Annotated in this window: 21 protein-coding genes, 1 pseudogene and 1 other annotated feature; of the genes and pseudogenes, 5 read left to right on the plus strand and 17 right to left on the minus strand. The window is 57.4% G+C overall.

Going from position 1 to position 22,334, the window contains the following annotated elements; translation table 11 throughout:
- Window positions 1–55 precede the first annotated feature (55 nt).
- From LPQ25_RS21960 to tal, 3 genes are all read right to left on the minus strand, one after another.
- The gene (locus LPQ25_RS21960) at window positions 56–1,360 is read right to left on the minus strand and encodes an MFS transporter (RefSeq protein WP_012737381.1); all 1,305 of its coding nucleotides are present in this window, start codon (window positions 1,358–1,360) and stop codon (window positions 56–58) included.
- Between the two features lie 119 nt (window positions 1,361–1,479).
- Window positions 1,480–2,067: a molybdopterin adenylyltransferase gene (gene mog / locus LPQ25_RS21965; protein WP_002887898.1), complete on the minus strand. Its 588-nt coding sequence runs from the start codon at window positions 2,065–2,067 to the stop codon at window positions 1,480–1,482.
- 99 nt (window positions 2,068–2,166) lie between these two features.
- Window positions 2,167–3,120 carry a transaldolase gene (gene tal, locus LPQ25_RS21970; protein WP_002887897.1) on the minus strand — a complete coding sequence of 318 codons (954 nt, stop codon included), beginning with the start codon at window positions 3,118–3,120 and terminating at the stop codon, window positions 2,167–2,169.
- Window positions 3,121–3,322: 202 nt separating this feature from the next.
- Between tal and LPQ25_RS21975 the strand changes: the two genes are divergently transcribed.
- Both LPQ25_RS21975 and yaaA read left to right on the plus strand, forming a co-directional pair.
- Entirely contained in the window at window positions 3,323–4,753 is a 1,431-nt protein-coding gene (locus tag LPQ25_RS21975; RefSeq protein ID WP_002887871.1) for an alanine/glycine:cation symporter family protein, read from the plus strand.
- A 77-nt stretch (window positions 4,754–4,830) separates the two neighbouring features.
- Window positions 4,831–5,604, plus strand: coding sequence for a peroxide stress protein YaaA (gene yaaA / locus LPQ25_RS21980; protein WP_002887869.1), 774 nt, complete (start codon window positions 4,831–4,833; stop codon window positions 5,602–5,604).
- Between the two features lie 68 nt (window positions 5,605–5,672).
- Here the strand turns inward: yaaA and LPQ25_RS21985 are convergent.
- The 7 genes and pseudogenes from LPQ25_RS21985 to yjjY all read right to left on the minus strand — a co-directional run bounded on the left by LPQ25_RS21985 (window position 5,673) and on the right by yjjY (window position 12,627).
- A pseudogene (locus LPQ25_RS21985) lies at window positions 5,673–6,049 on the minus strand (hypothetical protein).
- A 314-nt stretch (window positions 6,050–6,363) separates the two neighbouring features.
- Window positions 6,364–7,644: a threonine synthase gene (thrC, locus tag LPQ25_RS21990; RefSeq protein ID WP_002887863.1), complete on the minus strand. Its 1,281-nt coding sequence runs from the start codon at window positions 7,642–7,644 to the stop codon at window positions 6,364–6,366.
- A 3-nt stretch (window positions 7,645–7,647) separates the two neighbouring features.
- Window positions 7,648–8,577, minus strand: coding sequence for a homoserine kinase (gene thrB / locus LPQ25_RS21995; protein WP_002887853.1), 930 nt, complete (start codon window positions 8,575–8,577; stop codon window positions 7,648–7,650).
- Window position 8,578: 1 nt separating this feature from the next.
- A complete protein-coding gene (gene thrA, locus LPQ25_RS22000; protein ID WP_002887848.1) occupies window positions 8,579–11,041 on the minus strand; it encodes a bifunctional aspartate kinase/homoserine dehydrogenase I in 2,463 nt (820 codons plus the stop codon).
- Window positions 11,042–11,066: 25 nt separating this feature from the next.
- Window positions 11,067–11,184 (minus strand) — a sequence feature (Thr leader region).
- Window positions 11,123–11,191 carry a thr operon leader peptide gene (gene thrL / locus LPQ25_RS22005; RefSeq protein WP_004222578.1) on the minus strand — a complete coding sequence of 23 codons (69 nt, stop codon included), beginning with the start codon at window positions 11,189–11,191 and terminating at the stop codon, window positions 11,123–11,125. (Overlaps the previous feature by 62 nt.)
- A 212-nt stretch (window positions 11,192–11,403) precedes the next feature.
- The gene (locus tag LPQ25_RS22010) at window positions 11,404–12,090 is read right to left on the minus strand and encodes a tRNA/rRNA methyltransferase (RefSeq protein WP_012737379.1); all 687 of its coding nucleotides are present in this window, start codon (window positions 12,088–12,090) and stop codon (window positions 11,404–11,406) included.
- A gap of 396 nt (window positions 12,091–12,486) precedes the next feature.
- Window positions 12,487–12,627: a YjjY family protein gene (gene yjjY / locus LPQ25_RS22015; protein ID WP_004146984.1), complete on the minus strand. Its 141-nt coding sequence runs from the start codon at window positions 12,625–12,627 to the stop codon at window positions 12,487–12,489.
- Between the two features lie 95 nt (window positions 12,628–12,722).
- Here yjjY and arcA point away from each other — a divergent pair, with 95 nt between their 5' ends.
- Entirely contained in the window at window positions 12,723–13,439 is a 717-nt protein-coding gene (gene arcA / locus LPQ25_RS22020; protein WP_002887843.1) for a two-component system response regulator ArcA, read from the plus strand.
- 62 nt (window positions 13,440–13,501) lie between these two features.
- Here the strand turns inward: arcA and creD are convergent, their stop codons facing one another.
- The 4 genes from creD to creA are packed head-to-tail and all read right to left on the minus strand — an operon-like array spanning window position 13,502 to window position 17,520.
- Entirely contained in the window at window positions 13,502–14,860 is a 1,359-nt protein-coding gene (gene creD / locus LPQ25_RS22025; RefSeq protein WP_012737378.1) for a cell envelope integrity protein CreD, read from the minus strand.
- 60 nt (window positions 14,861–14,920) lie between these two features.
- Window positions 14,921–16,345 carry a two-component system sensor histidine kinase CreC gene (creC, locus tag LPQ25_RS22030; RefSeq protein WP_012737377.1) on the minus strand — a complete coding sequence of 475 codons (1,425 nt, stop codon included), beginning with the start codon at window positions 16,343–16,345 and terminating at the stop codon, window positions 14,921–14,923.
- The gene (gene creB / locus LPQ25_RS22035; RefSeq protein WP_002887820.1) at window positions 16,345–17,034 is read right to left on the minus strand and encodes a two-component system response regulator CreB; all 690 of its coding nucleotides are present in this window, start codon (window positions 17,032–17,034) and stop codon (window positions 16,345–16,347) included. The genes creC and creB overlap by 1 nt, the downstream gene beginning before the upstream one ends.
- Window positions 17,035–17,046: 12 nt before the next feature.
- Window positions 17,047–17,520 carry a protein CreA gene (creA, locus tag LPQ25_RS22040; RefSeq protein WP_002887814.1) on the minus strand — a complete coding sequence of 158 codons (474 nt, stop codon included), beginning with the start codon at window positions 17,518–17,520 and terminating at the stop codon, window positions 17,047–17,049.
- 209 nt (window positions 17,521–17,729) lie between these two features.
- On the opposite strand from creA, the gene robA reads away from it, so the two are divergent.
- Window positions 17,730–18,599, plus strand: a complete 870-nt coding sequence (gene robA / locus LPQ25_RS22045) for an MDR efflux pump AcrAB transcriptional activator RobA (protein WP_012737376.1) — start codon at window positions 17,730–17,732, stop codon at window positions 18,597–18,599.
- Here the strand turns inward: robA and gpmB are convergent.
- Entirely contained in the window at window positions 18,596–19,243 is a 648-nt protein-coding gene (gene gpmB / locus LPQ25_RS22050) for a 2,3-diphosphoglycerate-dependent phosphoglycerate mutase GpmB (RefSeq protein WP_012737375.1), read from the minus strand. The genes robA and gpmB overlap by 4 nt on opposite strands.
- A 113-nt stretch (window positions 19,244–19,356) precedes the next feature.
- On the opposite strand from gpmB, the gene yjjX reads away from it, so the two are divergent.
- Window positions 19,357–19,872: an inosine/xanthosine triphosphatase gene (gene yjjX / locus LPQ25_RS22055; protein ID WP_002887810.1), complete on the plus strand. Its 516-nt coding sequence runs from the start codon at window positions 19,357–19,359 to the stop codon at window positions 19,870–19,872.
- Here the strand turns inward: yjjX and trpR are convergent.
- Window positions 19,859–20,188 carry a trp operon repressor gene (gene trpR / locus LPQ25_RS22060; protein WP_002887809.1) on the minus strand — a complete coding sequence of 110 codons (330 nt, stop codon included), beginning with the start codon at window positions 20,186–20,188 and terminating at the stop codon, window positions 19,859–19,861. The genes yjjX and trpR overlap by 14 nt on opposite strands.
- A gap of 88 nt (window positions 20,189–20,276) precedes the next feature.
- Window positions 20,277–22,214 carry a murein transglycosylase gene (gene sltY / locus LPQ25_RS22065; protein ID WP_014908027.1) on the minus strand — a complete coding sequence of 646 codons (1,938 nt, stop codon included), beginning with the start codon at window positions 22,212–22,214 and terminating at the stop codon, window positions 20,277–20,279.
- Window positions 22,215–22,334 lie beyond the last annotated feature (120 nt).

Raw genomic sequence — 22,334 nt, forward strand, 5'->3', positions numbered from 1 at the left:
CCGCCGTCCGGTCACAGGGCGGCGGCAGGTCATTATCAGCATCAGCTAGCCATCGTTAACGCTGCAACTCCCCTTCCGGCATCCCCGTCGGCGCCGTCAGCTCCTGACGCAGCCAGATACCTAATCCCAGCCCCATCAGCGACAGGGCCAGCACATACCAGGCCGGCGCCATCGGCGACACCCCCATCAGCATGGTGACCGCAATCGGCGTCAGGCCGCCAAAGATCGCGTACGACAGGTTATAGGAGAAAGAGATGCCGGTGAAGCGTACTTCCGCCGGGAAGGCCCGCACCATCACATAGGGCACCGCCCCCACCACGCCGACGCAAAGCCCCACCGTACCGTAGAGCAGAAACAGCCGCTGCGGGCTGACGCCGGCAAGATGGTAAAATGCCCAGCTGGCAACCGCCAGCAGCAGGCTGCCGACGATAAAAGTGCGGCTGGCGCCGAAGCGGTCCGCTGCCAGCCCGGCGAGCAGACAGCCGATGCACAACATAATGGTGGCGATGCTGTTGGCCTGCAGGGTAATGGCCGGCGCAAAACCATAGTGCTTCTGCAGCCAGACCGGCGACATCAGGATCACCACCACCACGCCAGCCGACAGCAGCCAGGTCAGCAGCATAGAGATCACCACCGCCTTCTGGTGCTTGAGCGCCACCGCTTTTACCGGCAGCTCCTGCGCCAGCGCTTTGCGCTGCTGCATCTCAAGAAAAATCGGCGTCTCCTGCAGCCAGCGGCGCAGATACATCGCTATCAGACCAAATACGCCGCCCAGCAGGAAGGGGATCCGCCAGCCGCCGTCGTGGATCCCCTGCGGCGTCAGACTGGTATTGATAAGCGTGGCCACCACCGACCCCAGCAGAATGCCAACCGTCAGGCCGGCCGTCAGCGTGCCGCAGGCGATACCAATGCGTTTTTCCGGGACATGCTCAGCGACAAACACCCAGGCGCCTGGAACTTCACCGCCGATCGCCGCTCCCTGCAGAATACGCATCAGCAGCAATAGCAGCGGGGCGATGATACCTACCGAGCTATAGGTCGGTAGCAGACCGATCGCCAGGGTTGGCAGCGCCATCAGCAGGATGCTGAGGGTGAACATTTTCTTGCGCCCCACCAGATCGCCAAAGTGGGCCATGATGATGCCCCCCAGCGGACGCGCCAGGTAACCGGCGGCGAAAATGCCAAAGGTTTGCACCTGGCGCAGCCATTCGGGAATATCCGCAGGGAAGAAGAGCTCGCCGACGACGGCGGCGAAGAAAACGAAAATGATAAAGTCATAAAACTCCAGCGCGCCGCCCAGGGCGGCCAGCGTCAGCGTTTTATAATCCTGGCGGTTGAGCGGTCGGTTTGCATATGACATAACGCAATTTCATCCTGAGGTGTGCAGCGTGTTTTATAGTGTGTAAAGTAAAAATCACTATATCGTAAATAAAACGGCACACCATTAGCGATGCAGGTTATATCAAAAATGCATCAAATTCAGGATAAAGTTTCGCGTCTGGCGCTCTTGGGACGAAAAGCTTCTACTACACGGCCATCGGTTTCCACATAAGGCCCTTCAAGCAACTGTACACAATAAGGTACACTTGCGAAAATACCGTGCACCAGCACGTTGCCGTCAGCATCTTTCACCCCTTCCAGAGTCTCCTGAATTGCTTTCGGTTGCCCGGGAAGGTTGAGGATCAGCGCCTGCTTGCGGATCACACCGACCTGCCGGGAAAGGATAGCCGTCGGCACAAAGTGTAGGCTAACCTGGCGCATTTGCTCGCCGAAGCCCGGCATCTCGCGATCGGCGATCGCCAGCGTTGCGTCGGGCGTCACATCGCGACGCGCAGGGCCGGTTCCGCCGGTGGTCAGCACCAGATGGCACCCCATTTCGTCAACCAGTTCGCACAGCGTTTGCTCAATGATGGCCTGCTCATCCGGAATCAGACGGGTTTGCAGCTCGAAAGGGGTGGTCAGGGCGCGTGCCAGCCACTCTTCCAGTGCCGGGATGCCTTTATCCTGATAGACGCCGCTGGAGGCGCGATCGGAAATGGAAACTAAGCCGATTCGTAAGGTATTCATGGTTATTCCGTTCAAACTGTGGCGTTAAACGAAATGATACACTGCCGGAGGCGGGACAGACAGTGTAATGTGGCCGACGGGCGTCGGCCACCTGCGCGATTACAGCAGTTCGTCGATCATTTTTTCCAGTTTTTCCTGGTCGATCGCAAACTTACGGATACCTTCCGCCAGTTTGTCTACCGCCATCGGATCCTGGTTATGCTGCCACAGGAACTCAGATTCGGTAATACGCTCCGGACGCGCTTTCACTTCACCGGTATATACCAGCTTACGCTCAACGGCGCCTTCGCTTTCGGACAGCTCTTTCAGCAGCGCCGGGGCGATGGTCAGGCGGTCACAGCCAGCCAGTTCCAGAATTTCGCCAACGTTACGGAAGCTTGCGCCCATCACGACGGTTTCATAGCCGTGCTGCTTGTAATACTCGTAGATTTCGCTGACGGAAACCACGCCCGGATCTTCTGCCGGTGCGTACTCTTTCTTGTCGGTGTTGGCTTTGTACCAGTCGAGGATACGGCCAACGAACGGCGAAATCAGGAAGACGCCCGCTTCGGCGCAAGCGCGAGCCTGAGCGAAGGAGAACAGCAGCGTCAGGTTACAGTTAATGCCTTCTTTTTCCAGCTGTTCAGCGGCGCGAATGCCCTGCCAGGTGGAGGCCAGTTTGATCAGAATGCGATCGTTGCTGATGCCCGCGTCGTTGTACAGCTTGATGATGCGCTTGGCTTTCGCGATAGACGCTTCGGTGTCATAGGAGAGACGTGCGTCCACTTCGGTGGAGATACGGCCCGGGATCAGTTTCAGAATTTCGAGACCGATGTTCACCGCCAGCTTATCGGAAGCATCGAGGATCTGCTGCGCGCGATCGCTGCTCTGGCTACGAGCCCAGGCGACAGCGTCGTCAATCAGCTTACGGTACTCAGGGATCTGAGCCGCGCCGAGAATCAGGGAAGGGTTAGTGGTGGCATCCTGAGGCTGATACAGCTTCATTGCCGCAATATCTCCGGTGTCAGCGACGACAGTGGTGTACTGACGCAGAGAAGTTAATTTATCCGTCATGATATATTTCTCTTAAACAGCAGTTAAGGGGATGTAACCGGTCTGCCCAGATGATAACACGCTGCCGGGTCAGCGCAACCGCCGACGAGAGAAGAGCGCAGAGTGTGATAAACTATGCAGATTAATTTGCTGAAAGCGAAAGGATTGTCACTTAATTGGTAACGCTTACACTGGCGTGCCGGCATGGACAAGAGGATGTTTAATGCCTGATTTTCTCTCATTTATCAATGAAATACTCTGGGGCTCAGTGATGATTTATCTGCTACTGGGCGCCGGTATCTGGTTTAGCTGGCAAACCCGGGGTATTCAGTTTCGTTACGTGCGCAAATTCGGCCGCAGTCTAAAAAAAAGCCTGCACCCGCAGCCGGGTGGTTTAACGTCCTTTCAGGCGCTCTGTACCAGCCTTGCCGCCCGGGTCGGCAGCGGCAATCTTGCCGGGGTGACGCTGGCGATCGCCGCCGGTGGGCCCGGCGCCGTATTCTGGATGTGGGTTTCCGCCCTGCTCGGCATGGCCAGCAGCTTTGCTGAATGTTCCCTTGCTCAGCTGTATAAAGAACGCGATAGCCGCGGACAGTTTCGCGGTGGCCCTGCCTGGTACATGGCGCGCGGGCTCGGCATGCGTTGGATGGGCGTCCTGTTTTCGATCCTCCTCCTGCTGGCCTATGGTTTTATCTTCAATACCGTGCAGGCTAACTCCGTGGCCCATGCCTTGCGCTATGCGTTCGATCTGCCGGCGGCGGTCAGCGGCGGCGTGCTGGCCGTTGTCGTTTTGCTGGCGATCCTCCGTGGTTTACGCGGCGTGGCGCGTCTGATGCAATGGATCGTTCCCTTTATGGCGCTGTTGTGGATCGCCACCAGCCTGCTCATCGGCCTGTGGCACATCACCGCCCTGCCGACGATTTTCGCCACCATCTTTCGCTGCGCCTTCGGCTGGCAGGAGGCCGCCGCCGGCGCGGTGGGCTACACCATCAGCCAGGCGCTGACCAGCGGCTTCCAGCGCGGCATGTTCTCCAATGAAGCAGGGATGGGCTCTTCGCCTAACGCCGCCGCGGCCGCCGCCTCCTGGCCGCCGCACCCGGCGGCGCAGGGGATCGTGCAGATGATTGGCGTGTTTATCGATACTATCGTGATCTGTACCGCCAGCGCGATTATCGTCATGCTGGCGCCGCGGCCCGACAATGAATATACGCTCAACGGTATTCAGGACTTGCAACACGCGATGAGCGTGCTGGTCGGCGGCTGGGGAGCGGGTTTTATCGCCCTCATCGTGCTGCTGTTCGCCTTTAGCTCTATCGTAGCCAATTACGTGTACGCGGAAAATAATCTGGTCTTCCTGCGCCTGGATAAGCCCCGCTATATCTGGGGGCTGCGAATACTCACCGTCCTGATGGTGCTGTTGGGGACCATGGTTAGCCTGCCTGTCGTCTGGCAGAGCGCGGATATCATCATGGCGCTGATGGCGATGACCAACCTGACGGCCATTCTGCTGCTCTCCCCGACGGTGCGGATTATCGCCAGCGATTATCTGCGTCAGCGGCGGCTGGGTATCCAGCCGACTTTCGATGCCACTCGTTACCCGGATATTGACCAACAGCTGGCCCCGGGCGCCTGGAATGAATTGCCGCGCGAATAGCGCGGCAATTGTAGCTATCGATCCCACCATGCACTTTTTTTGTTAAAATTCGTCGAAATTACCTGCAAGGACTGGATATGCTGATTCTGATTTCACCTGCTAAAACGCTCGATTATCAAAGCCCGCTGGCAACGACTCGCTATACCCAGCCCGAACTCCTCGAGTATTCTCAGCAGCTTATCGGCATCGCCCGTAAGCTGAGCGCACCGCAAATCGGCAAGCTGATGAGCATTAGCGACAAGCTGGCGGATCTAAACGCCACCCGCTTCCACGACTGGCACCCTGACTTTACGCCGCAAAATGCCCGCCAGGCGATCCTCGCCTTTAAAGGCGATGTCTACACTGGCCTGCAGGCAGAGACGCTCACCGAGGACGACTTTGACTTCGCCCAGCAGCATCTGCGCATGCTCTCCGGGCTGTATGGCGTGCTGCGCCCGTTAGACCTGATGCAGCCCTACCGCCTGGAGATGGGGATCCGTCTGGAAAATCCGCGCGGCAAAGATCTGTACCAGTTCTGGGGGGATACCATTACCGAGAAGCTGAATCAGGCGCTGCGCGACCAGGGCGACGATATCGTCATCAACCTGGCTTCCGATGAATATTTTAAATCGGTGAAAACGCCAAAATTGCAGGGTCAGCTGATCAAGCCGGTATTCCTCGATGAGAAGAACGGCAAATTCAAAGTGATCAGTTTTTATGCGAAGAAAGCCCGCGGCCTGATGAGTCGCTACATTATTGAAAACCGCTTAACCCAGCCGGAGCAGCTCAAAGCTTTTAATAGCGAAGGCTATTTCTTTGATGCGGATGCCTCAGAGAAAGGCGAACTGGTGTTTAAACGCCACGAGCAGTAACACGTTACGGTAATAAAAAAGGGGAGTCATTCCCCTTTTCAATATAATTAAGCAGATTATTACTTATTTTAACGCACCCAGTTTTCCACCACGCCTTTTTCATCGAAGAAAATCATCAGCGAGTTCGAATCTTTTTGGCTGGACTTATCGACCGCATCGGCAGCTTGCGATGCCCCGGTTACCGGGATCATGGAACCCGCGAGGCTGACCAGGTTGATCCCTTTATCTACTGAATAATACCAGCTCTCTTTACCCGACGCCGTCACCGTCGTATGACCAGAATCCGGGCACCAAAATACTGACGAACCTCGGCCTTGGTGGTTTTTCCGACAATGAGATGTTGTTTCAGATAGGCTGGCGTTAATTTATCTTCATTACCGCCAATCGTTGTCCCGGAGCAGCCTGTTAAAGCGAACACCACCAAAAAAAGAGATAAAATACGCATGTTTCCTCCTTGAAAACCTTGTGCATTAACAATGCATCTATAACAAATGATATCTATAGCTGCTTCATAATAAAATCAGCAGCATAAATATAAGCAGCATGAAATAATAAATAAAAAAGATAATCCAGTGGAATTATCCGGCAAAGAGGACAATCCGTAAAAGAGTTTGCAATATAAGCAGTGCGCTGACAATAAAATAGTGTGGGGAATTTTATGGAGAGAAATTTTACTGATATGGAAAAGTGCGTTAAATATAAAAACCGGGCAATAGCTGCCCGGTTTGGTCGATCATGTTGCCGATATTATTGCCTGGCTTAGCCCATCATCAGCTTACGCAGCGCGGCGAAATCCGCCGGCAGGTTGTGAGACAGCAGCGGCAGGTCGGCGCGGTCGGCCAGCTCCTTCGGCAGCGGCAGAGTCTCCTGCAGGATCTCCTCCACGCTCTCTTTGAACTTCGCCGGATGGGCGGTGCCGAGGAACAGGCCGTACTCTCCCGGCTGCAGCTGATCGCGCAGCGCGCGCCAGGCAATCGCCGCATGCGGTTCAGAGATGTAGCCGATGGCCTTCAGCTCGCGCATCGCTGCTTTGGTGGTCTCATCATCGACCGCGGCATAGCCCAGCTCGCTGAGACGCCAGATTTTACGGCGGAACAGCTCTTCAACGCGCGGCCAGTTGTTCGGCTGGCTGACGTCCATGGCGTTGGACAGCGTCGCCTGGGTGGCTTTTGGCGCCCACTCGCCGCCCTGCAGATAGCGCGGAACGGTGTCGTTGGCGTTGGTGGCGGCGATAAAGCGCTTGATCGGCAGCCCCAGCGACTTAGCCAGCAGACCGGCGGTCAGATCGCCGAAGTTGCCGCTCGGCACGGAAATCACCAGCTGATTGCGGGCTTCCTGCGGCAGCTGCGCCGCCGCTTCGAAGTAGTAACAGATCTGCGCCAGCAGGCGGCTGATGTTGATGGAGTTAGCCGAGTTGAGACCCAGCGTCGCCTTCAGCTCTTCATCGTCAAACGCCTGCTTCACCAGCGCCTGGCAGGCATCAAAGTCGCCATCAATCGCCACGGTTTCAATATTGCCGCCGAGGGTACAGAACAGCTTCTCCTGCAGCGGACTGATCTTGCCGCGCGGATAGAGGATCACTACCTTGACGTTCGGCAGGCCGTAGAAAGCATGCGCCACCGCCGCCCCGGTGTCGCCAGAGGTCGCGGTGAGGATGGTGACCGGCTTATCGCCTGCGATGTGGGTCAGCATCTGCGCCATAAAGCGGCCGCCGAAATCCTTGAACGCCAGCGTAGGGCCATGGAACAGCTCCAGACAGCCGACATCTTCCTGAACCTTGCTTACCGGCGCCGGAAACGCAAACGCCGCGCGCACCCGCTGCTGCAGGACATCCTGCGGGATCTCATCGCCGATAAAGGCGGATAGAATTTTGGCGCTACGGGTGACAAAGTCCTGCGCCAGCATGTCGTCGATTTCAGTCAGGCTGAATTCCGGCAGATCGTGCGGAAAGAACAGGCCCTGATGCTTGCCAAGTCCCTGGGTGACGGCCTGCGCAAAGCTGACCTGCTCGTTATGATCTTTTAAGTTATACAGTTTCATTGGTTATCCCACTACGCGTGCGCCCGCCGTGTCCAGCCGGCAAATATGAACAAAGCCTTCCTGATTCTGCAGATAGTGCGCGCCAAGCCAGTCGGCGACGCGCTGTGCGGTATCCGGTTTATCACACAACGCGAACAGCGTTGGGCCAGAGCCGGAGATGCCGCAAGCCTGGGCGCCCATCTCCATGGCCGCCTGACGCGCTTCGCTAAAGCCCGGCAGCAGTTTGGTTCGGTACGGTTCGGCAATCACATCTTTCATCAATTTTGCCGCCAGCTGCGGCTGGCGGGTGTAGCAGGCGTGAATAAAGCCCGCGAGGTGGCGACCATGGGCGATACAATCCTGGCGGCGATACTGCGCCGGCAGAATCGCCCGCGCTTCAGCAGTAGAAACTTTAATCCCCGGATAGGCCAGCACCCACAGCCACTCATCAAACCCGGGCACCTGCTGACTGATAATCCCATTCTCTTCGATCATCAACTGCATGCCGCCAAGATAGCACGGCGCCACGTTGTCGTAGTGAATGCTGCCGGAGATACGCCCTTCCATCTCTCCCATCAGCGCCAGCATGCGCGTCTCGTTCAGCGGCTTGCCGCAGAACTCGTTCATGGCCACCAGCGCAGCGACCACCGAGCAGGCGCTGGAACCCAGCCCGGAGCCAATCGGCATGTTTTTTTCCAGCGTCATCGCCACCGGCACCGTCTTGCCGATCTCCCGGCAAAAGCTTTCCCAGCACTGGTAAACAATGTTCTCCTGCGGCGCCGTCGGCAGTTTGCTGGCGAAGCGTCCAAGATTCTGCAGGCTAAATTGCTCCGCCGCTTCGACAGTGACGTTGTCGCCAAGCAGCGTGCCATCGACCGGCGTGACCGCCGCGCCCAACACATCAAACCCGACGCTCATATTGGCACTGGAAGCCGGGGCATATACTTTGACCATCTTAAACTCCTAACTTCCAGGACAGGGTGCGCAGCAGGTCGGCGAATACGCCGGCCGCCGTGACGTCGTTCCCGGCGCCATAGCCGCGCAGCACCAGCGGCAATGGCTGATAATAATGGCTATAAAAAGCCAGCGCGTTCTCACCATTCTTAACTTTGAACAGCGGATCGTTGCCGTCAACCGCGGCTATTTTTACCCGGCAGGTACCATCCTCTTCGATGTTACCGACGTAGCGCAAGACTTTACCTTCATCGCGCGCCTTAGCAACCCGCGAGGCAAAACCATCGTCCAGCGACGGCAGGCGGGCCATAAAGGTCTCGACATCGCCGCTGGCGTCGAAGTCCGGCGGCAGCGCCGACTCGACGATAATGTCCGCCAGCTCCAGTTCACGCCCGGTCTCACGGGCCAGAATCAGCAGTTTACGCGCCACATCCACCCCGGATAAATCGTCGCGCGGATCCGGCTCGGTATACCCCATCTCACGGGCCATCGCCGTCGCCGCGGAGAAACTCACCCCCTCGTCCAGCTTGCCGAAGATAAACGACAGGGAGCCGGACAGGATCCCGGAGAAATGGCGCAGCTCATCGCCGGCGTTGAGCAGGTTCTGCAGGTTCTCAATCACCGGCAGGCCCGCGCCAACGTTAGTGTCATAGAGGAACTTACGCCGCGAGCTGCTGGCCGCATGGCGCAGCTGGTGATAGTAATCCAGCGAAGAGGTATTGGCCTTTTTGTTCGGCGTCACCACATGGAAACCTTCGCGCAGGAAGTCGGCATACTGATCGGCGACCGCCTGGCTGGAGGTACAGTCGACGATCACCGGATTGAGCAGGTGGTACTCTTTCACCAGGCGGATCAGGCGGCCAAGATTAAACGGCTCTTTCGCCTCCGCCAGTTCCGCACTCCAGTTTTCCAGATTCAGGCCATGCACGCTGGTCAGCAGCGCCTGAGAATTGGCTACACCGCAGACGCGCAGATCGATATGTTTGTTCTTCAGCCACCCCTGCTGGCGCTTGATCTGCTCTAGCAGCGCGCCGCCGACGCCGCCGACGCCGATGACAAACACTTCAATCACCTGGTCGGTGTTGAACAGCATCTGATGGGTCACGCGCACGCCGGTGGTGGCGTCGTCATTGCTGACCACTACCGAAATTGAGCGCTCGGAAGAGCCCTGGGCAATCGCCACGATATTGATATTGGCGCGGGCCAGTGCCGCAAAGAATTTCGCCGAGATACCGCGCAGGGTACGCATTCCGTCGCCCACCACGGAGATGATCGCCAGACGCTCCATAATCGCCAGCGGCTCCAGCAGCCCCTCTTTCAGCTCCAGATAAAACTCATCTTCCATCGCCCGTTTGGCACGTGCGCAGTCGCTCTGCGGCACGCAGAAACTGATGCTGTACTCGGAAGAAGATTGAGTGATCAACACCACCGAGATGCCGGCGCGGGACATGGTGGCGAAGACGCGGGCCGCCATGCCGACCATCCCTTTCATCCCCGGCCCGGAGACGTTGAACATCGCCATGTTGTTGAGGTTAGAGATGCCTTTCACCGGCAAATCGTCCTCGTCGCGGCTGGCGCCGATAAGCGTTCCCGGCGCCTGCGGGTTGCCGGTATTTTTAATCAGGCATGGGATTTGGAACTGGGCGATAGGGGCGATGGTGCGCGGGTGCAGCACTTTCGCGCCAAAGTAGGAGAGCTCCATCGCCTCCTGATAAGACATCGATTTCAGCAGGCGCGCATCCGGCACCTGACGCGGATCGCAGGTGTACACTCCGTCGACATCGGTCCAGATTTCGCAGCAGTCAGCGCGCAGGCAGGCGGCCAGTACCGCAGCCGAGTAGTCGGAGCCGTTACGCCCCAGCACCACCAGCTCGCCTTTCTCATTGCCGGCGGTAAACCCGGCCATCAGGATCATATGGTCTGCCGGGATCTGGCTGGCGGCAATGCGGCGGGTGGATTCGGCGATATCGACGGTGGATTCCAGATAGTGGCCCACGGCAAGCAGTTTTTCGACCGGGTTAATGACACTGACTTTATGTCCACGAGCTTCCAGCAGACCCGCCATGATGGCGATGGAGAGCTTTTCGCCGCGGCAGATCAGCGCGGCATTGACGCTGTCCGGGCACTGACCCAGCAGGCTGATGCCGTGCAGAACATGCTTAATCTGAGCAAATTCCTGCTCCACGAAGGCTTTTAACTGGGCAAGCGGGAAAGCGGGCTGGGCGTCGGCAAGGCCCTGAAGAAGTTCGGCAAAAATGCGTTCGGCGTCGGCAATATTGGGGAGGGCATCCTGGCCGCCAATGGTCTTTTCAATCATCGCTACCAGGTGGTTAGTGATCTTCGCCGGGGCAGACAGGACCGTCGCTACCTGCCCCTGCCTGGCATTACTCTCCAGAATATCGGCAACCCGCAGAAACCGTTCCGCATTTGCCACTGATGTACCGCCGAACTTCAACACTCGCATGGTTCTTACCCCTTGATCTCTTGTCAAAAAAAAAGCCCGCACTGTTCAGGTGCGGGCTTTTTTCTGTGTTTCCTGTACGCGTCAGCCCGCACCGTTACCTGTGGTAATGGTGGTGGTGATAATGGTGGTAATCATGCCGATGCGATTCATGGATGTTGTGTACTCTGTATTTTTATCTGTCTGTATGTCCTGCCTATATTGGTTAAAGTATCTGCCGTCTTAAGTCAATGAATTTCTCAATTTGCCCCATTTCAGCAGGCTTACGTATTTTCCCGCTGCCGTGAGAAAAAAACATCCAGATCGGCGGAAAACCAGCCCATAGAACAGCATACACATCCATAAATAAAAAATATAACAGAGTTTTATTCTGGCAGGTTTTTTTCAATATCATGCAGCAAACGATGCAACATTGCCGTGTCGCGCTGCTGCAGCAGGCCCAGCCGTTGCGACAACCAGTCGGCCAGTTTGGCATCATCCTCCACGCCCAAACGCGAAAGTAACGCCAGGGTACGAGTACGTAAGGCCTGCAGCTGATGATGGTCTGCCGCAGCGGCGGCGGGCGCCGTTTGTTGCATTAGCGATGCTAATTGATAACAGTAGACCATCACCGACTGGCCGAGATTCAGCGACGGATAATCCGCAGCCATCGGCACACCGGTCAACACATCAGCCAGCGCCAGCTCCTCATTGCTCAACCCGGAGTCTTCACGGCCAAAAACCAGCGCCGCGTGCGTCATCCACTGCGCCTTCTCCTCCAGCAGCGGCAACAGCTGCTGCGGCGTGGCGTAATAGTGAAAACGCGCGCGGCTGCGGGCGGTGGTGGCGACGGTAAAATCAACGTCACGCAGCGCCTCGGCAAGGGTGGGATAGGTGGTGATACCATCGAGGATGTCGCCTGAGCCATGCGCCACCCAGCGTGCCGGCGGCGCCAGGTGGGCTTCGCTATCGACGATCCGTAGTTCGCGAAATCCCATGGTTTTCATCGCCCTGGCGGCAGCGCCGACGTTCTCGGCCCGGGCAGGACCGACTAAAATAATCGTTAAACGCATTGCGGTTTCTTTCTCTCTCTCAGGCGTTATCGAGGCGCAGCGCCCCCCATTTTACGCGGTGAAAATTTACAAATTTGCAACAAAAATCACTAAAATTGCGTTTTCTTACCCATAAAAAAATCTAAACTGTTCTCAGGAGGCCGTGACAAGGAGTATGTTAACAGAACCCATTTATCCATATGATGGGCAATGCAATTTCATCTGATGCATCGTTTCAGGCTTTGGATTCACTGTATTTATTAATTTATCCACGCAACTAGTTGAGCCGGGTAAAGATTGTGACTATAAAGAGCATGGCGATGCAATGATTTCACAAGACTGTTAACGTGCTACAATTGAACTTGATATATGTCAACGAAGCGTAGTTTTATTGGGTGTTCGGCCTCTCTTAGCCTGTTATGTTGCTGTTAAAATGGTTAGGATGTCAGCCGTTTTTGACACCGTCGGGTCCAGAGGGAAAGTACCCACGACCAAGCTAATGATGTTGTTGACGTTGATGGAAAGTGCATCAAGAACGCAATTACGTACTTTAGTCATGTTACGCCGCGCATGTTAATTTGCGACATGCAGCAGGCAGGTCAGGGACTTTGGTACTTCCTGTTTCGATTTAGTTGGCAATTTAGGTAGCAAACATGCAGACCCCGCACATTCTTATCGTTGAAGACGAGTTGGTAACACGCAACACGTTAAAAAGTATTTTCGAAGCAGAAGGTTACGATGTATTCGAAGCGACCGATGGCGCGGAAATGCATCAGATCCTGTCTGAAAATGATATCAACCTGGTGATCATGGATATCAACCTGCCGGGTAAAAATGGTCTTCTGCTGGCGCGCGAGCTGCGCGAGCAGGCTGACGTCGCGCTGATGTTCTTAACCGGCCGCGACAACGAAGTGGATAAGATCCTTGGCCTCGAAATCGGCGCTGACGACTATATCACTAAACCGTTTAACCCGCGTGAACTGACTATTCGCGCGCGCAACCTGCTCTCCCGTACCATGAACCTCGGTACCGTGAGCGAAGAGCGTCGCAGCGTGGAAAGCTACAAGTTCAACGGCTGGGAACTCGATATCAACAGCCGTTCCCTGGTTAGCCCGAACGGCGAACAGTACAAGCTGCCGCGCAGTGAATTCCGCGCGATGCTGCACTTCTGCGAAAACCCGGGCAAAATTCAGTCTCGTGCCGAGCTGCTGAAGAAAATGACCGGTCGCGAGCTGAAGCCGCATGACCGTACCGTTGACGTGACCATTCGTCGGATTCGTAAACACTTCGAATCCACTCCGGATACCCCGGAAATCATCGCTACCATTCACGGTGAAGGCTACCGTTTCTGTGGCGATCTGCAGGAATAATACGATTTATTCCGCAGCCATGATGCGAAAACGGCGCCCCAGGGGCGCCGTTTTTTATGCCGTCACTCTTTCCAGAGACGCAGCTTATCGTCATCGGCAGCCGGTGTCGGAGGCACTGTGCCTTTCGGCAGCGATAACGCATACCAGTCCACGCGACGGGTCAAAAACATCAGGACGCTCAGCGCCAGCGCCAGCACCCCGGTACCCAGCAGCAGCGCGCTATCCTCAGAATGCAACAGAAACCACATCACGCCATCCAGCAGCAGTAGCGCGGCGACAAACAGCAGGCTGTTACGCCATCCTCTGAGCACCGCCTGAAGGTAGATCCCATTCATCACCGCGCCAGACAGGCTGGCCGCCAGCCAGGCGGCGGTAAAACCAATGTGCTCTGAGAGCGCCAGCAGCACCAGGTAAAACAGCACCAGCGATAAGCCCACCAGCAGATATTGCATCGGATGCAGGGGACGACGGGTCAGGCTCTCGAACACGAAAAAAGCCATAAAGGTCAGCCCGATTAACAGGATGGCATATTTTGTCGCCCGATCGGTTAGCTGGTACTGGTCGGCAAGGGACATCACATCGGCACTGAACGCCGGCAGTCGCGACCACGGGATCTCCATATCATCCTTGAAATAGCTCCCCATATCGTTGGCGAACCAGCTGCTTTGCCAGTGGGCGCGATAGCCGGCAGCACTCACTTCCCGTTGCGTTGGCAGGAAGCTGCCGAGAAAACCGGGATGCGGCCAGTTACTGGTCAGCTGCAGCTCGCTGTTACGCCCGAGCGGCACCAGTGAAAACTCTCCCGTCCCGTTCAGATCGAGTGAAAAGGCAATCTCAAGCGGCTTGTTGTCCTCCGCCAGCGCAGGCATTGGCATATGAATACCTGCGCCATCGCCGCTTATCCCCAGCCCCGGCTCCACGCTTAATACGTTACCGTTGACCTCCGGGGCATGGATGGCGCCAATGCCGCGGGCATCGCCGACGCTCACCACCAGCCGCGGCTGGCCTAAGACGATATTCGTTTTTCTCAGCGCCGCCAGACGCAGCGGATCAAACGAGGCCTTAATCTGCAAGGCGTTATGCCAGACCTGGCCGCTGTAGATACCCACCCTCCTCGACTCCACGGTCTGTTTGCCGGCGACCGCCAGCGACTCCGGCAGCCAGTAATACACCCAGCTCCGCTGATAGTTGACCTCTTTTTGGTTCTCCATGCGGGTCAGGGTCTCGGTTATCGGAATAGCGATCAGCGGTCCGGCGAGTTTTTGCGAGCCGCTGGTGCTTTGCTCAATGGCGTCCACCACTTCGCTACGATAATCCGCTCGCTCATTAATAAGCTCCCTGACCATCATTAACGGCAAAGATAGCAGCACAATACAGCCTATTAACGTGGTGATTTTCCAGAATAACGGTGATTTCAACATAGCCTTTCTCCCTATCGTGATGGCCTCACAATAGGACGGCTGTGTGGGGAGAATTTGAAGCTATGTGAAGGGACGGTGAAGTCGCAGCGTGGCGACCACGCCGCCTTCGGGCCGATTGTGCAGATTGATATCGCCGTGATGCAGGCGCGCGACTTCACGAACGAACGCCAGTCCAAGGCCGCTGCTCTTATGGCCGTCTTCGCGCGGCAGCGAATAGAATCGCTCAAAGATTCGTTCCAGGGCATAATCCGGAATACCGCACCCGTTGTCGATAACGCTCAATTGCACCTCTTCATTTCGCTTCTCCGCAGCCAGGGCGATCTCACCGCCCTGGGGGGTAAAGTCAATCGCGTTGTCGAGCAGATTACCCAGCGCCTGGGCCAACAGCTCGCCATCGCCATTGACCAGCATCCCACTCTCCCGCCAGCGCAGGGTGATAGCTTTCGCCGCCAGAGCGATGTTGCGCTCCTCCGTCAGCCGTTGGTATAGCGCATCTATCGACACCGGATGCTGCTTTATCTCCAGCCGGCTTTCCAGTCTCGCCTGCTGGAGCAGCCGCTCCACCAGCAGTTGCATCCGGGTGTTTTGCGCGAGGATATTATCAGTAAACCGCGCCGCCACCTCAGGCGGCGGCCCTTCGCGCAGGATCTCCGCCGCGCCGCGGATGGCCGCCAGCGGGCTTTTCAGTTCATGGGTCAGGTCATAGACATAGTTTTCGATGGCATTCTTACCTTCGAGCTTTACCCGCATGCTCTCCAGAGCCTGGGCCAGCTTGCGCAATTCGCTGCTGCCAACCTCCGGCAGCGGCAGCGGGCGCTCAGCGGTCACCGAGTCCGCATAGCGCACCAGCTTGCCGATAGAGAAATTGATCCACCAGACGACGCCGCCGCCAATCAACAGCGCAATGCCCAGCAGGGCGCCGCCGGCCCAGAGGATCCGCCGCTCGCTGCGCTTAATGACCGGCGTCATCGCCTGGTTGGGTTTACCGACGCTCAGCACGCCGATAATCCGCCCCTTATCCATCACCGGCGCGGCGATATACATCACCGAGCTGGCTTCATCATGCGGATCGCTGCGCGTACTGCGCGCGCCGTACTGGCCGCGCAGGGTGAGCCAGACATCGTTCCAGCGCGAATAGTCCTGCCCTGTCGCCTGCCCGCTGGAGTCAAACACCACCTTGCCCCGGGCATCGGTCAGATAGACGCGGTACTCATTACGTACCTTTTTAATTCCGCCAATATTGGCGTTGAGCGGCTGCTGGTTGAGCTGGTGAAAGGCCTGCGCCAGCCTGCCCTGCTGCGGGTTTGCCGCCAGCAGATCCTCACGCGCCAGCGCCGCCAACAGGGTAGCGGTATCATTGAGGGTCCCCTCTGTCGCCCGGCGCACGCCCGGCTTCACTTCCTGGACAAAGATCGACAGCACAAACCACGCGGCGATCGCGACGATAAGAAAATAGCCCAGCAGCAGGCGCATGCCGATGCGCATCAGCCGCGCCCCAGGCTGTAGCCCATACCGCGATGGGTATTGATTGGCGCCTTTTCAGGATTCACAGCCCGCAGCTTAGCGCGCAGGGTTTTGATATGGGTATCGACGGTACGGTCGAGGCTTTCCCAGGCATCGATCCACACCAGCTCCATCAGCTGCTGACGGGAGAAGACGCGACCGGGCGCGTGAAGCAGGGTTTTCAGCAGCAGAAATTCGTAGCGCGTCAGATTCAGCGGCTGGCCGAACCAGCTGATCGCCGCCGCCTGCTCATCGAGCACAAACTCGCCGACGCGTACCACCGGCGATGGCGCGGCAAACTTCTGCAGCCGCCGCAGCACGGTTCGCACCCGCGCGCAGACTTCGCGTGGTGAAAACGGCTTGGCGATGTAATCGTCAGCGCCGATTTCCAGCCCCAGCAGCTTATCGACCTCGTCGCTACGCGCCGTCAAAAACAGCACCGGCAGCGCCGGATAACGCGTCAGCAGACGCCGACAGAGCTCGAAGCCGCTGATATCCGGCAAGCCGACGTCGAGGATGGCGACATCTGGCGCCTGATGCGCCGCCGCCTCCAGCGCGGGCAAACCGCGGCCAAAGACGCTGACCTGGAAGCCCTCCTGCTGCAGCATGTAAACCAGGGTATCAGCGATACTCTGTTCATCCTCAACTAACCAAATCCGTGGCTGCTGCATGCGCGCTCCCGTTTATTTATTCCATGGCATGATCGGCACGGCGCTGATGGCGTTCTTCGGCGAGCCATCAACCACTTTATCCGAGTAGGTCAGATAGACCAGCGCATTGCGCTTCGCATCATAGAATCGCACGACCTGCAGTTTTTTAAACACCAGCGAGGTGCGCTTCTGGAACACCACGTCGCCCTGGCTTTTGCCGTTTTTGATTTTGTCCGTTAGCTCAATCGGCCCGACCTGCTGGCAGGAAATCGCCGCGTCAGAGGTATCTTCCGCCAGCCCCAGCCCGCCTTTGATGCCACCGGTTTTCGCCCGGCTGATATAGCAGGTCACGTTCTGTACATCCGGATCGTCAAAGGCTTCGACGACGATTTTGTGATCCGGCCCTAACCATTTGAAGACCGTATCCACGGAACCAATCTGCTCCGCCTGAGCCAGCTGGCTACCGGCCAGCAGGAGCAGCCCCATCGCAAACTTCTTGTATTTCATATTGTTACCATTATTAAAAAATATAGCTGAGTAATTATCACGCACTTAGCAGAAAAGGTTTATAGATCACAGCTTTACAAAATTATCGTTCAAATCCCCTGACCTACCGCATTTAAAAGCAAAAAAAACACTGAATGCTAAAACATCAAAAAATGCTATTATCCGCTACTTTAATATCAGGCACCTGTGTTTAAGGATGGGGACATTTTATGGATCAAGCAGGGATTATTCGCGATCTCCTTAGCTGGCTGGAAGGTCACCTGGATCAGCCGCTTTCTCTGGATAATGTGGCGGCGAAGGCAGGTTATTCCAAGTGGCATTTGCAGCGAATGTTTAAGGATGTCACCGGCCATGCCATCGGTGCCTATATTCGCGCGCGCCGCTTGTCGAAATCTGCTGTCGCATTACGCCTGACCGCCCGTCCAATCCTTGATATTGCGCTGCAGTACCGTTTCGACTCCCAGCAGACCTTCACCCGAGCGTTTAAGAAACAATTCTCGCTGACGCCGGCGCTCTACCGCCGCTCGCCGGACTGGAGTTCGTTCGGTATGCGCCCGCCGCTGCGTCTTGGCGAATTTACCCTGCCGAAACATGAGTTTATCACTCTGCCCCCTACTCAGCTGCTTGGCGTGACCCAGAGCTATACCTGTAAGCTCGAGGAAATCTCCGATTTTCGTAACCAGATGCGGGTCCAGTTCTGGCGAGACTTCCTCGGCAACTCACCGTCAATCCCCCCGGTGCTCTACGGGCTGCATGAGCCGCGTCCGAGCCTGGAAAAAGACGATGAGCAGGAAGTATTCTATACCACCGCGCTGACGCCGGAGATGGCTAACGGCCACCTGCAGCATGCCCATCCAGTGACCCTGGAGGGCGGCGAGTATGTCATGTTTACGTATGAAGGGCTGGGTACCGGTCTGCAGGAATTCATCCTGACCGTCTACGGCACCTGCATGCCGATGCTGCACCTGACGCGTCGCAAGGGGCTGGATATTGAACGCTTCTACCCTGAAGATGAAAGCCGGGATCAGGCCACGCCGATTCAGTTGCGCTGCGAGTATCTGATCCCGATCCGCCGTTAACGCTGCAGCTCGTCCATTGCGGGGGCGTCAAGATGCGAGACGTCGCCCGCCGTTTCCACCACCCAGCCGGAAGCCAGCCACGGGCTTTGCTGATAGTCGACGCGCGAAATAGAGCAGTTGCGCAGCCGCAGACGACGCTCAGCGTACGCCGGCAGCCCTAATATCGTGCTCACCAGGCAGCCCAGCGCGATCCCATGACTCACCAGCAGCGGCCGGCTACCGGCGGGTAATTCCAGACAGGATGCCAGCACCGCATGCATACGCTCGCTGAGCTCCTGCATCGATTCGCCCTGCGGAATACGACCGTCCGGTGTGCCGTTGACCAGCTGGCGACGCCAGCCTTCTTCTTCTTCGCTGAGCGAGTCGATATGGCGCTTCTCCAGCACCCCCATATCCAGTTCGCGCAGGCGCGCATCGGCGATCACGCTGCAGCCGCAGGCTTCGGCGATAATTTCTGCTGTGCGGCGGGTTCGCCCCAGATCGCTGGTAATGATATGGGTGATCCCCAGCGTTCTGGCGCGCTCGCCCACCTGCCAGGCCTGGCGCTCACCATGGGCGGTCAGCGGGCTGTCGGACTGACCCTGAATACGTCGCTCGGCGTTCCACTGCGTTTCACCGTGGCGAACAAGGTATACTTGTAACATGCTTTTTTTCCGTTCTGGACTCGTTATCAACCGCTTTCGGGCATTACCGCCTGCCCTCGGGGTGATTTAGAGTATACTGCGATGACGTTAGTTTATTCTGAGTTGTTTTGATTATGCACCATGTTGTCTCAGCGACCACTAATCCCGCCAAAATTCAGGCAATTCTGCAGGCTTTTGACGAGATTTTCGGCGAAGGATCCTGCCACATTGAGTCCGTCGCCGTCGAGAGCGGCGTGCCGGAACAGCCCTTCGGCAGCGAGGAAACGCGCGCTGGCGCACGAAATCGCGTCGCCAATGCGCGCCTTGCCCAGCCAAATGCCGATTTCTGGGTAGCCATCGAAGCCGGTATCGACGATGACAGCACCTTTAGCTGGGTGGTCATCGAAAGCGCCAGCCAGCGCGGAGAAGCGCGCTCAGCCACGCTGCCGTTGCCTGACGTTATTCTTGAGCAGGTTCGCGCTGGCGAAGCCCTCGGCCCGGTCATGTCGCAGTATACCGGCATCGATCAGATCGGTCGTAAAGAGGGGGCGATTGGGGTTTTCACCGGCGGCAGATTAACCCGCAGCAGCGTTTACCACCAGGCGGTCGTGCTGGCGCTAAGCCCGTTCCATAACGCTATTTATCGCTAGCCAGCAGCGTCTGCTCCAGCCACTGGCGCAGCTCTACCGGCGCCGATTTCAGGCTGTTGGACCCGCGGGTAATGGTCGCAATTCCGGCGCCGAGCTCATTTTTCAGCTCACGCTGGCTCATCTCGCCGCGCAGCAACTCTTCGATAATGCGCACCCGGGTACCCAGGGCTTCGCGCTCGTCGGGCGTCAGCATCAGCTGCAGCAACGGCAGATGCAGATCCTCAGCATAGGCCTGCTGAAGCAGGGCAACAAAGCGCAGCCACTCCTGATGACGTTGTTCGGCAACGGCCGCGGAATAGGGAGATTGTTGGGTCATATCGCGCCACCATATTGAGACGGGCAGCTTACGCTGCCCGTCGAATGTACTCTTCAACGAGTACAAAGCATAACATACTTCCCGGCGATCAGTAACGCTGGCGCCACTCCGCATCGCTGAGGATCTTATCCTGCTGCCCCATAAAGTAGCGGTAGTAGGCGTCATAGGAGAGGACATTCTTCACGTAGCCGCGGGTTTCCGAAAACGGAATACTCTCGACAAACGCCACGGCGTCGATCCGTCCGGCGCTGTTCCCCTGCCAGCTGCGTACCCGGCCCGGCCCGGCGTTATAGGCCGCTGAGGCGTAGATACGGTTATTGCCGAACTGCTGATAAACGTACTGCAGATAGCTGGTGCCGATATTGATGTTGGTTTCCGGATCCAACAGCTGCGACGGGCCGCTGTAGCCGGGAATGCTGAACATACTGACGGTATGCGTCGCGGTGCCCGGCATAATCTGCATCAGTCCGCTGGCGCCGACCGGCGAGCGCACTTTCGGGTTCCAGGCGCTCTCCTGACGGGCAATCGCCATCGCGTAGCTCTGCGGAATATCTTTGCCGCTAACATAGCGGGCAAACAGGTCGTTATAGGCCAGCGGGAAACGTTCTTCCAGCTGATCCCACAGCTTACCGGCGATCGTCGCCTGCACGCTCAGATCCCACCAGTGCTGATCGAAGGCATAGCGCGCCAGCTGCGCCTGCTGGGATTTGACGCGACTAGTGACCAGGTTGGCCCATTCGGTGCGCGCGGTGTTATCCATATTCCAGTACATCAGCTCACGTACCCGCGCCATCTCCGGCCCGGAGGCCAGCGCCGGATCGATGGTGCCCGAGGCTTTATCGATGCGGAAGGTATACTCCTCGCCAAGACGCTGCGCGGCGACCATCGGGTAGAAGCCTCGCTGTTGCATCAACGAGCGAAGGATCGCCTGCGCCTCCTCATCCCTGCCGCGCTCCAGCAGCAGATCCGCCTGCCAGTAGCGCCATTCGTCTTTCTCTTTCGCCTCCATCGGCAGGCGCGCCAGCCAGGTGTTGAGGCCATGGCGATCGCCCGTCCCCAACGCCATCCGTACCCGCCGCTCCACCAGCGGCGTGGACTGCGAACGCATGATTGCGTCATCGCGCCAGATGGCCTGCTCTTCGGTTACATCGCTACCCATCAGGCGCCAGGCGACAATATCGCGCAGTTCCTGGGTCTGATCCTCATTGAGCTGCTGAGCCTGTACCAGCGAAGGGATCATCAGGCGGGCATTTTCCACGTCCTGGCGGGCGACGCTGGCGAAGGCGACGGCGGCCATCTGACGGGTAAAGTCCGTCGCCCCGGTGGTGCGGGCGAAGGTGAGGACGCTGTTTGGATCGTTAGCCAGGGCGACCACGGCGCTGGCGATGCTCTGGTAGTTGGCGGGCATTTGCTGGGCCAGCGATTTCACCAGCCCGATATTGCCGGCCTTCATCGCCAGGCGGATCCGTTCGAGATAGGCCAGCGGATCCTGCTGACCGGAGTCGCGCCAGGCGCTGAACAGCGGTTCACAGGCGCCGGGCTGATTCTTGCCCGTCAGCCACAGCTCTTTCGCCCCGCTCCAGGCCTCCTGCGACTGCCCCACGCTCAGCTTGGCGTAGTAATAGTTGCACTGCGCCTCGGTGCTGGTCGGCTTATCCGGGCTAAACGCCAGCAAGCCGCGCCAGTCGCTGCGCCGGGCCAGTTCATTCACGAAGCGCGAACGTAATGAACGCGCAGGGGGCAGCGTCGGATTGGCGTCAATAAAGTTTTTCACCACCAGCGCCGGCTGGTTCATCAGATCGTCGGTGATCTGTCGGTACTGCAAATAGGGATACAGGGGATAGGTGCTTAACGTGGGCATCAGCTGGTCGACTACATCCATCTGCCGGTTATCCCACGCCTGCTTAATTTGTGCGTAGCGGCTGCGCTGTTCATCCAGTGAATCCGCATGCGCCAGCTGACTCAACGTCAACAAACCAACGCTGGCAGCCAAAAGATGCCACGCCATTTTTTTGGCTTTTTCCACAAGCTCTTCCTCTTTCCGGTGCATTTTCGCAGCATCGTGCCGCTTAAAAACCCCTGCCGGTTCGGCAGGCGGCTTTACTTATGCTAATCAGACAACGCTAAACGCGCCATGTCCTGGACA

This window comes from Klebsiella sp. KPN54798 (assembly GCF_021184225.1).
Lineage (GTDB): Bacteria > Pseudomonadota > Gammaproteobacteria > Enterobacterales > Enterobacteriaceae > Klebsiella > Klebsiella pneumoniae.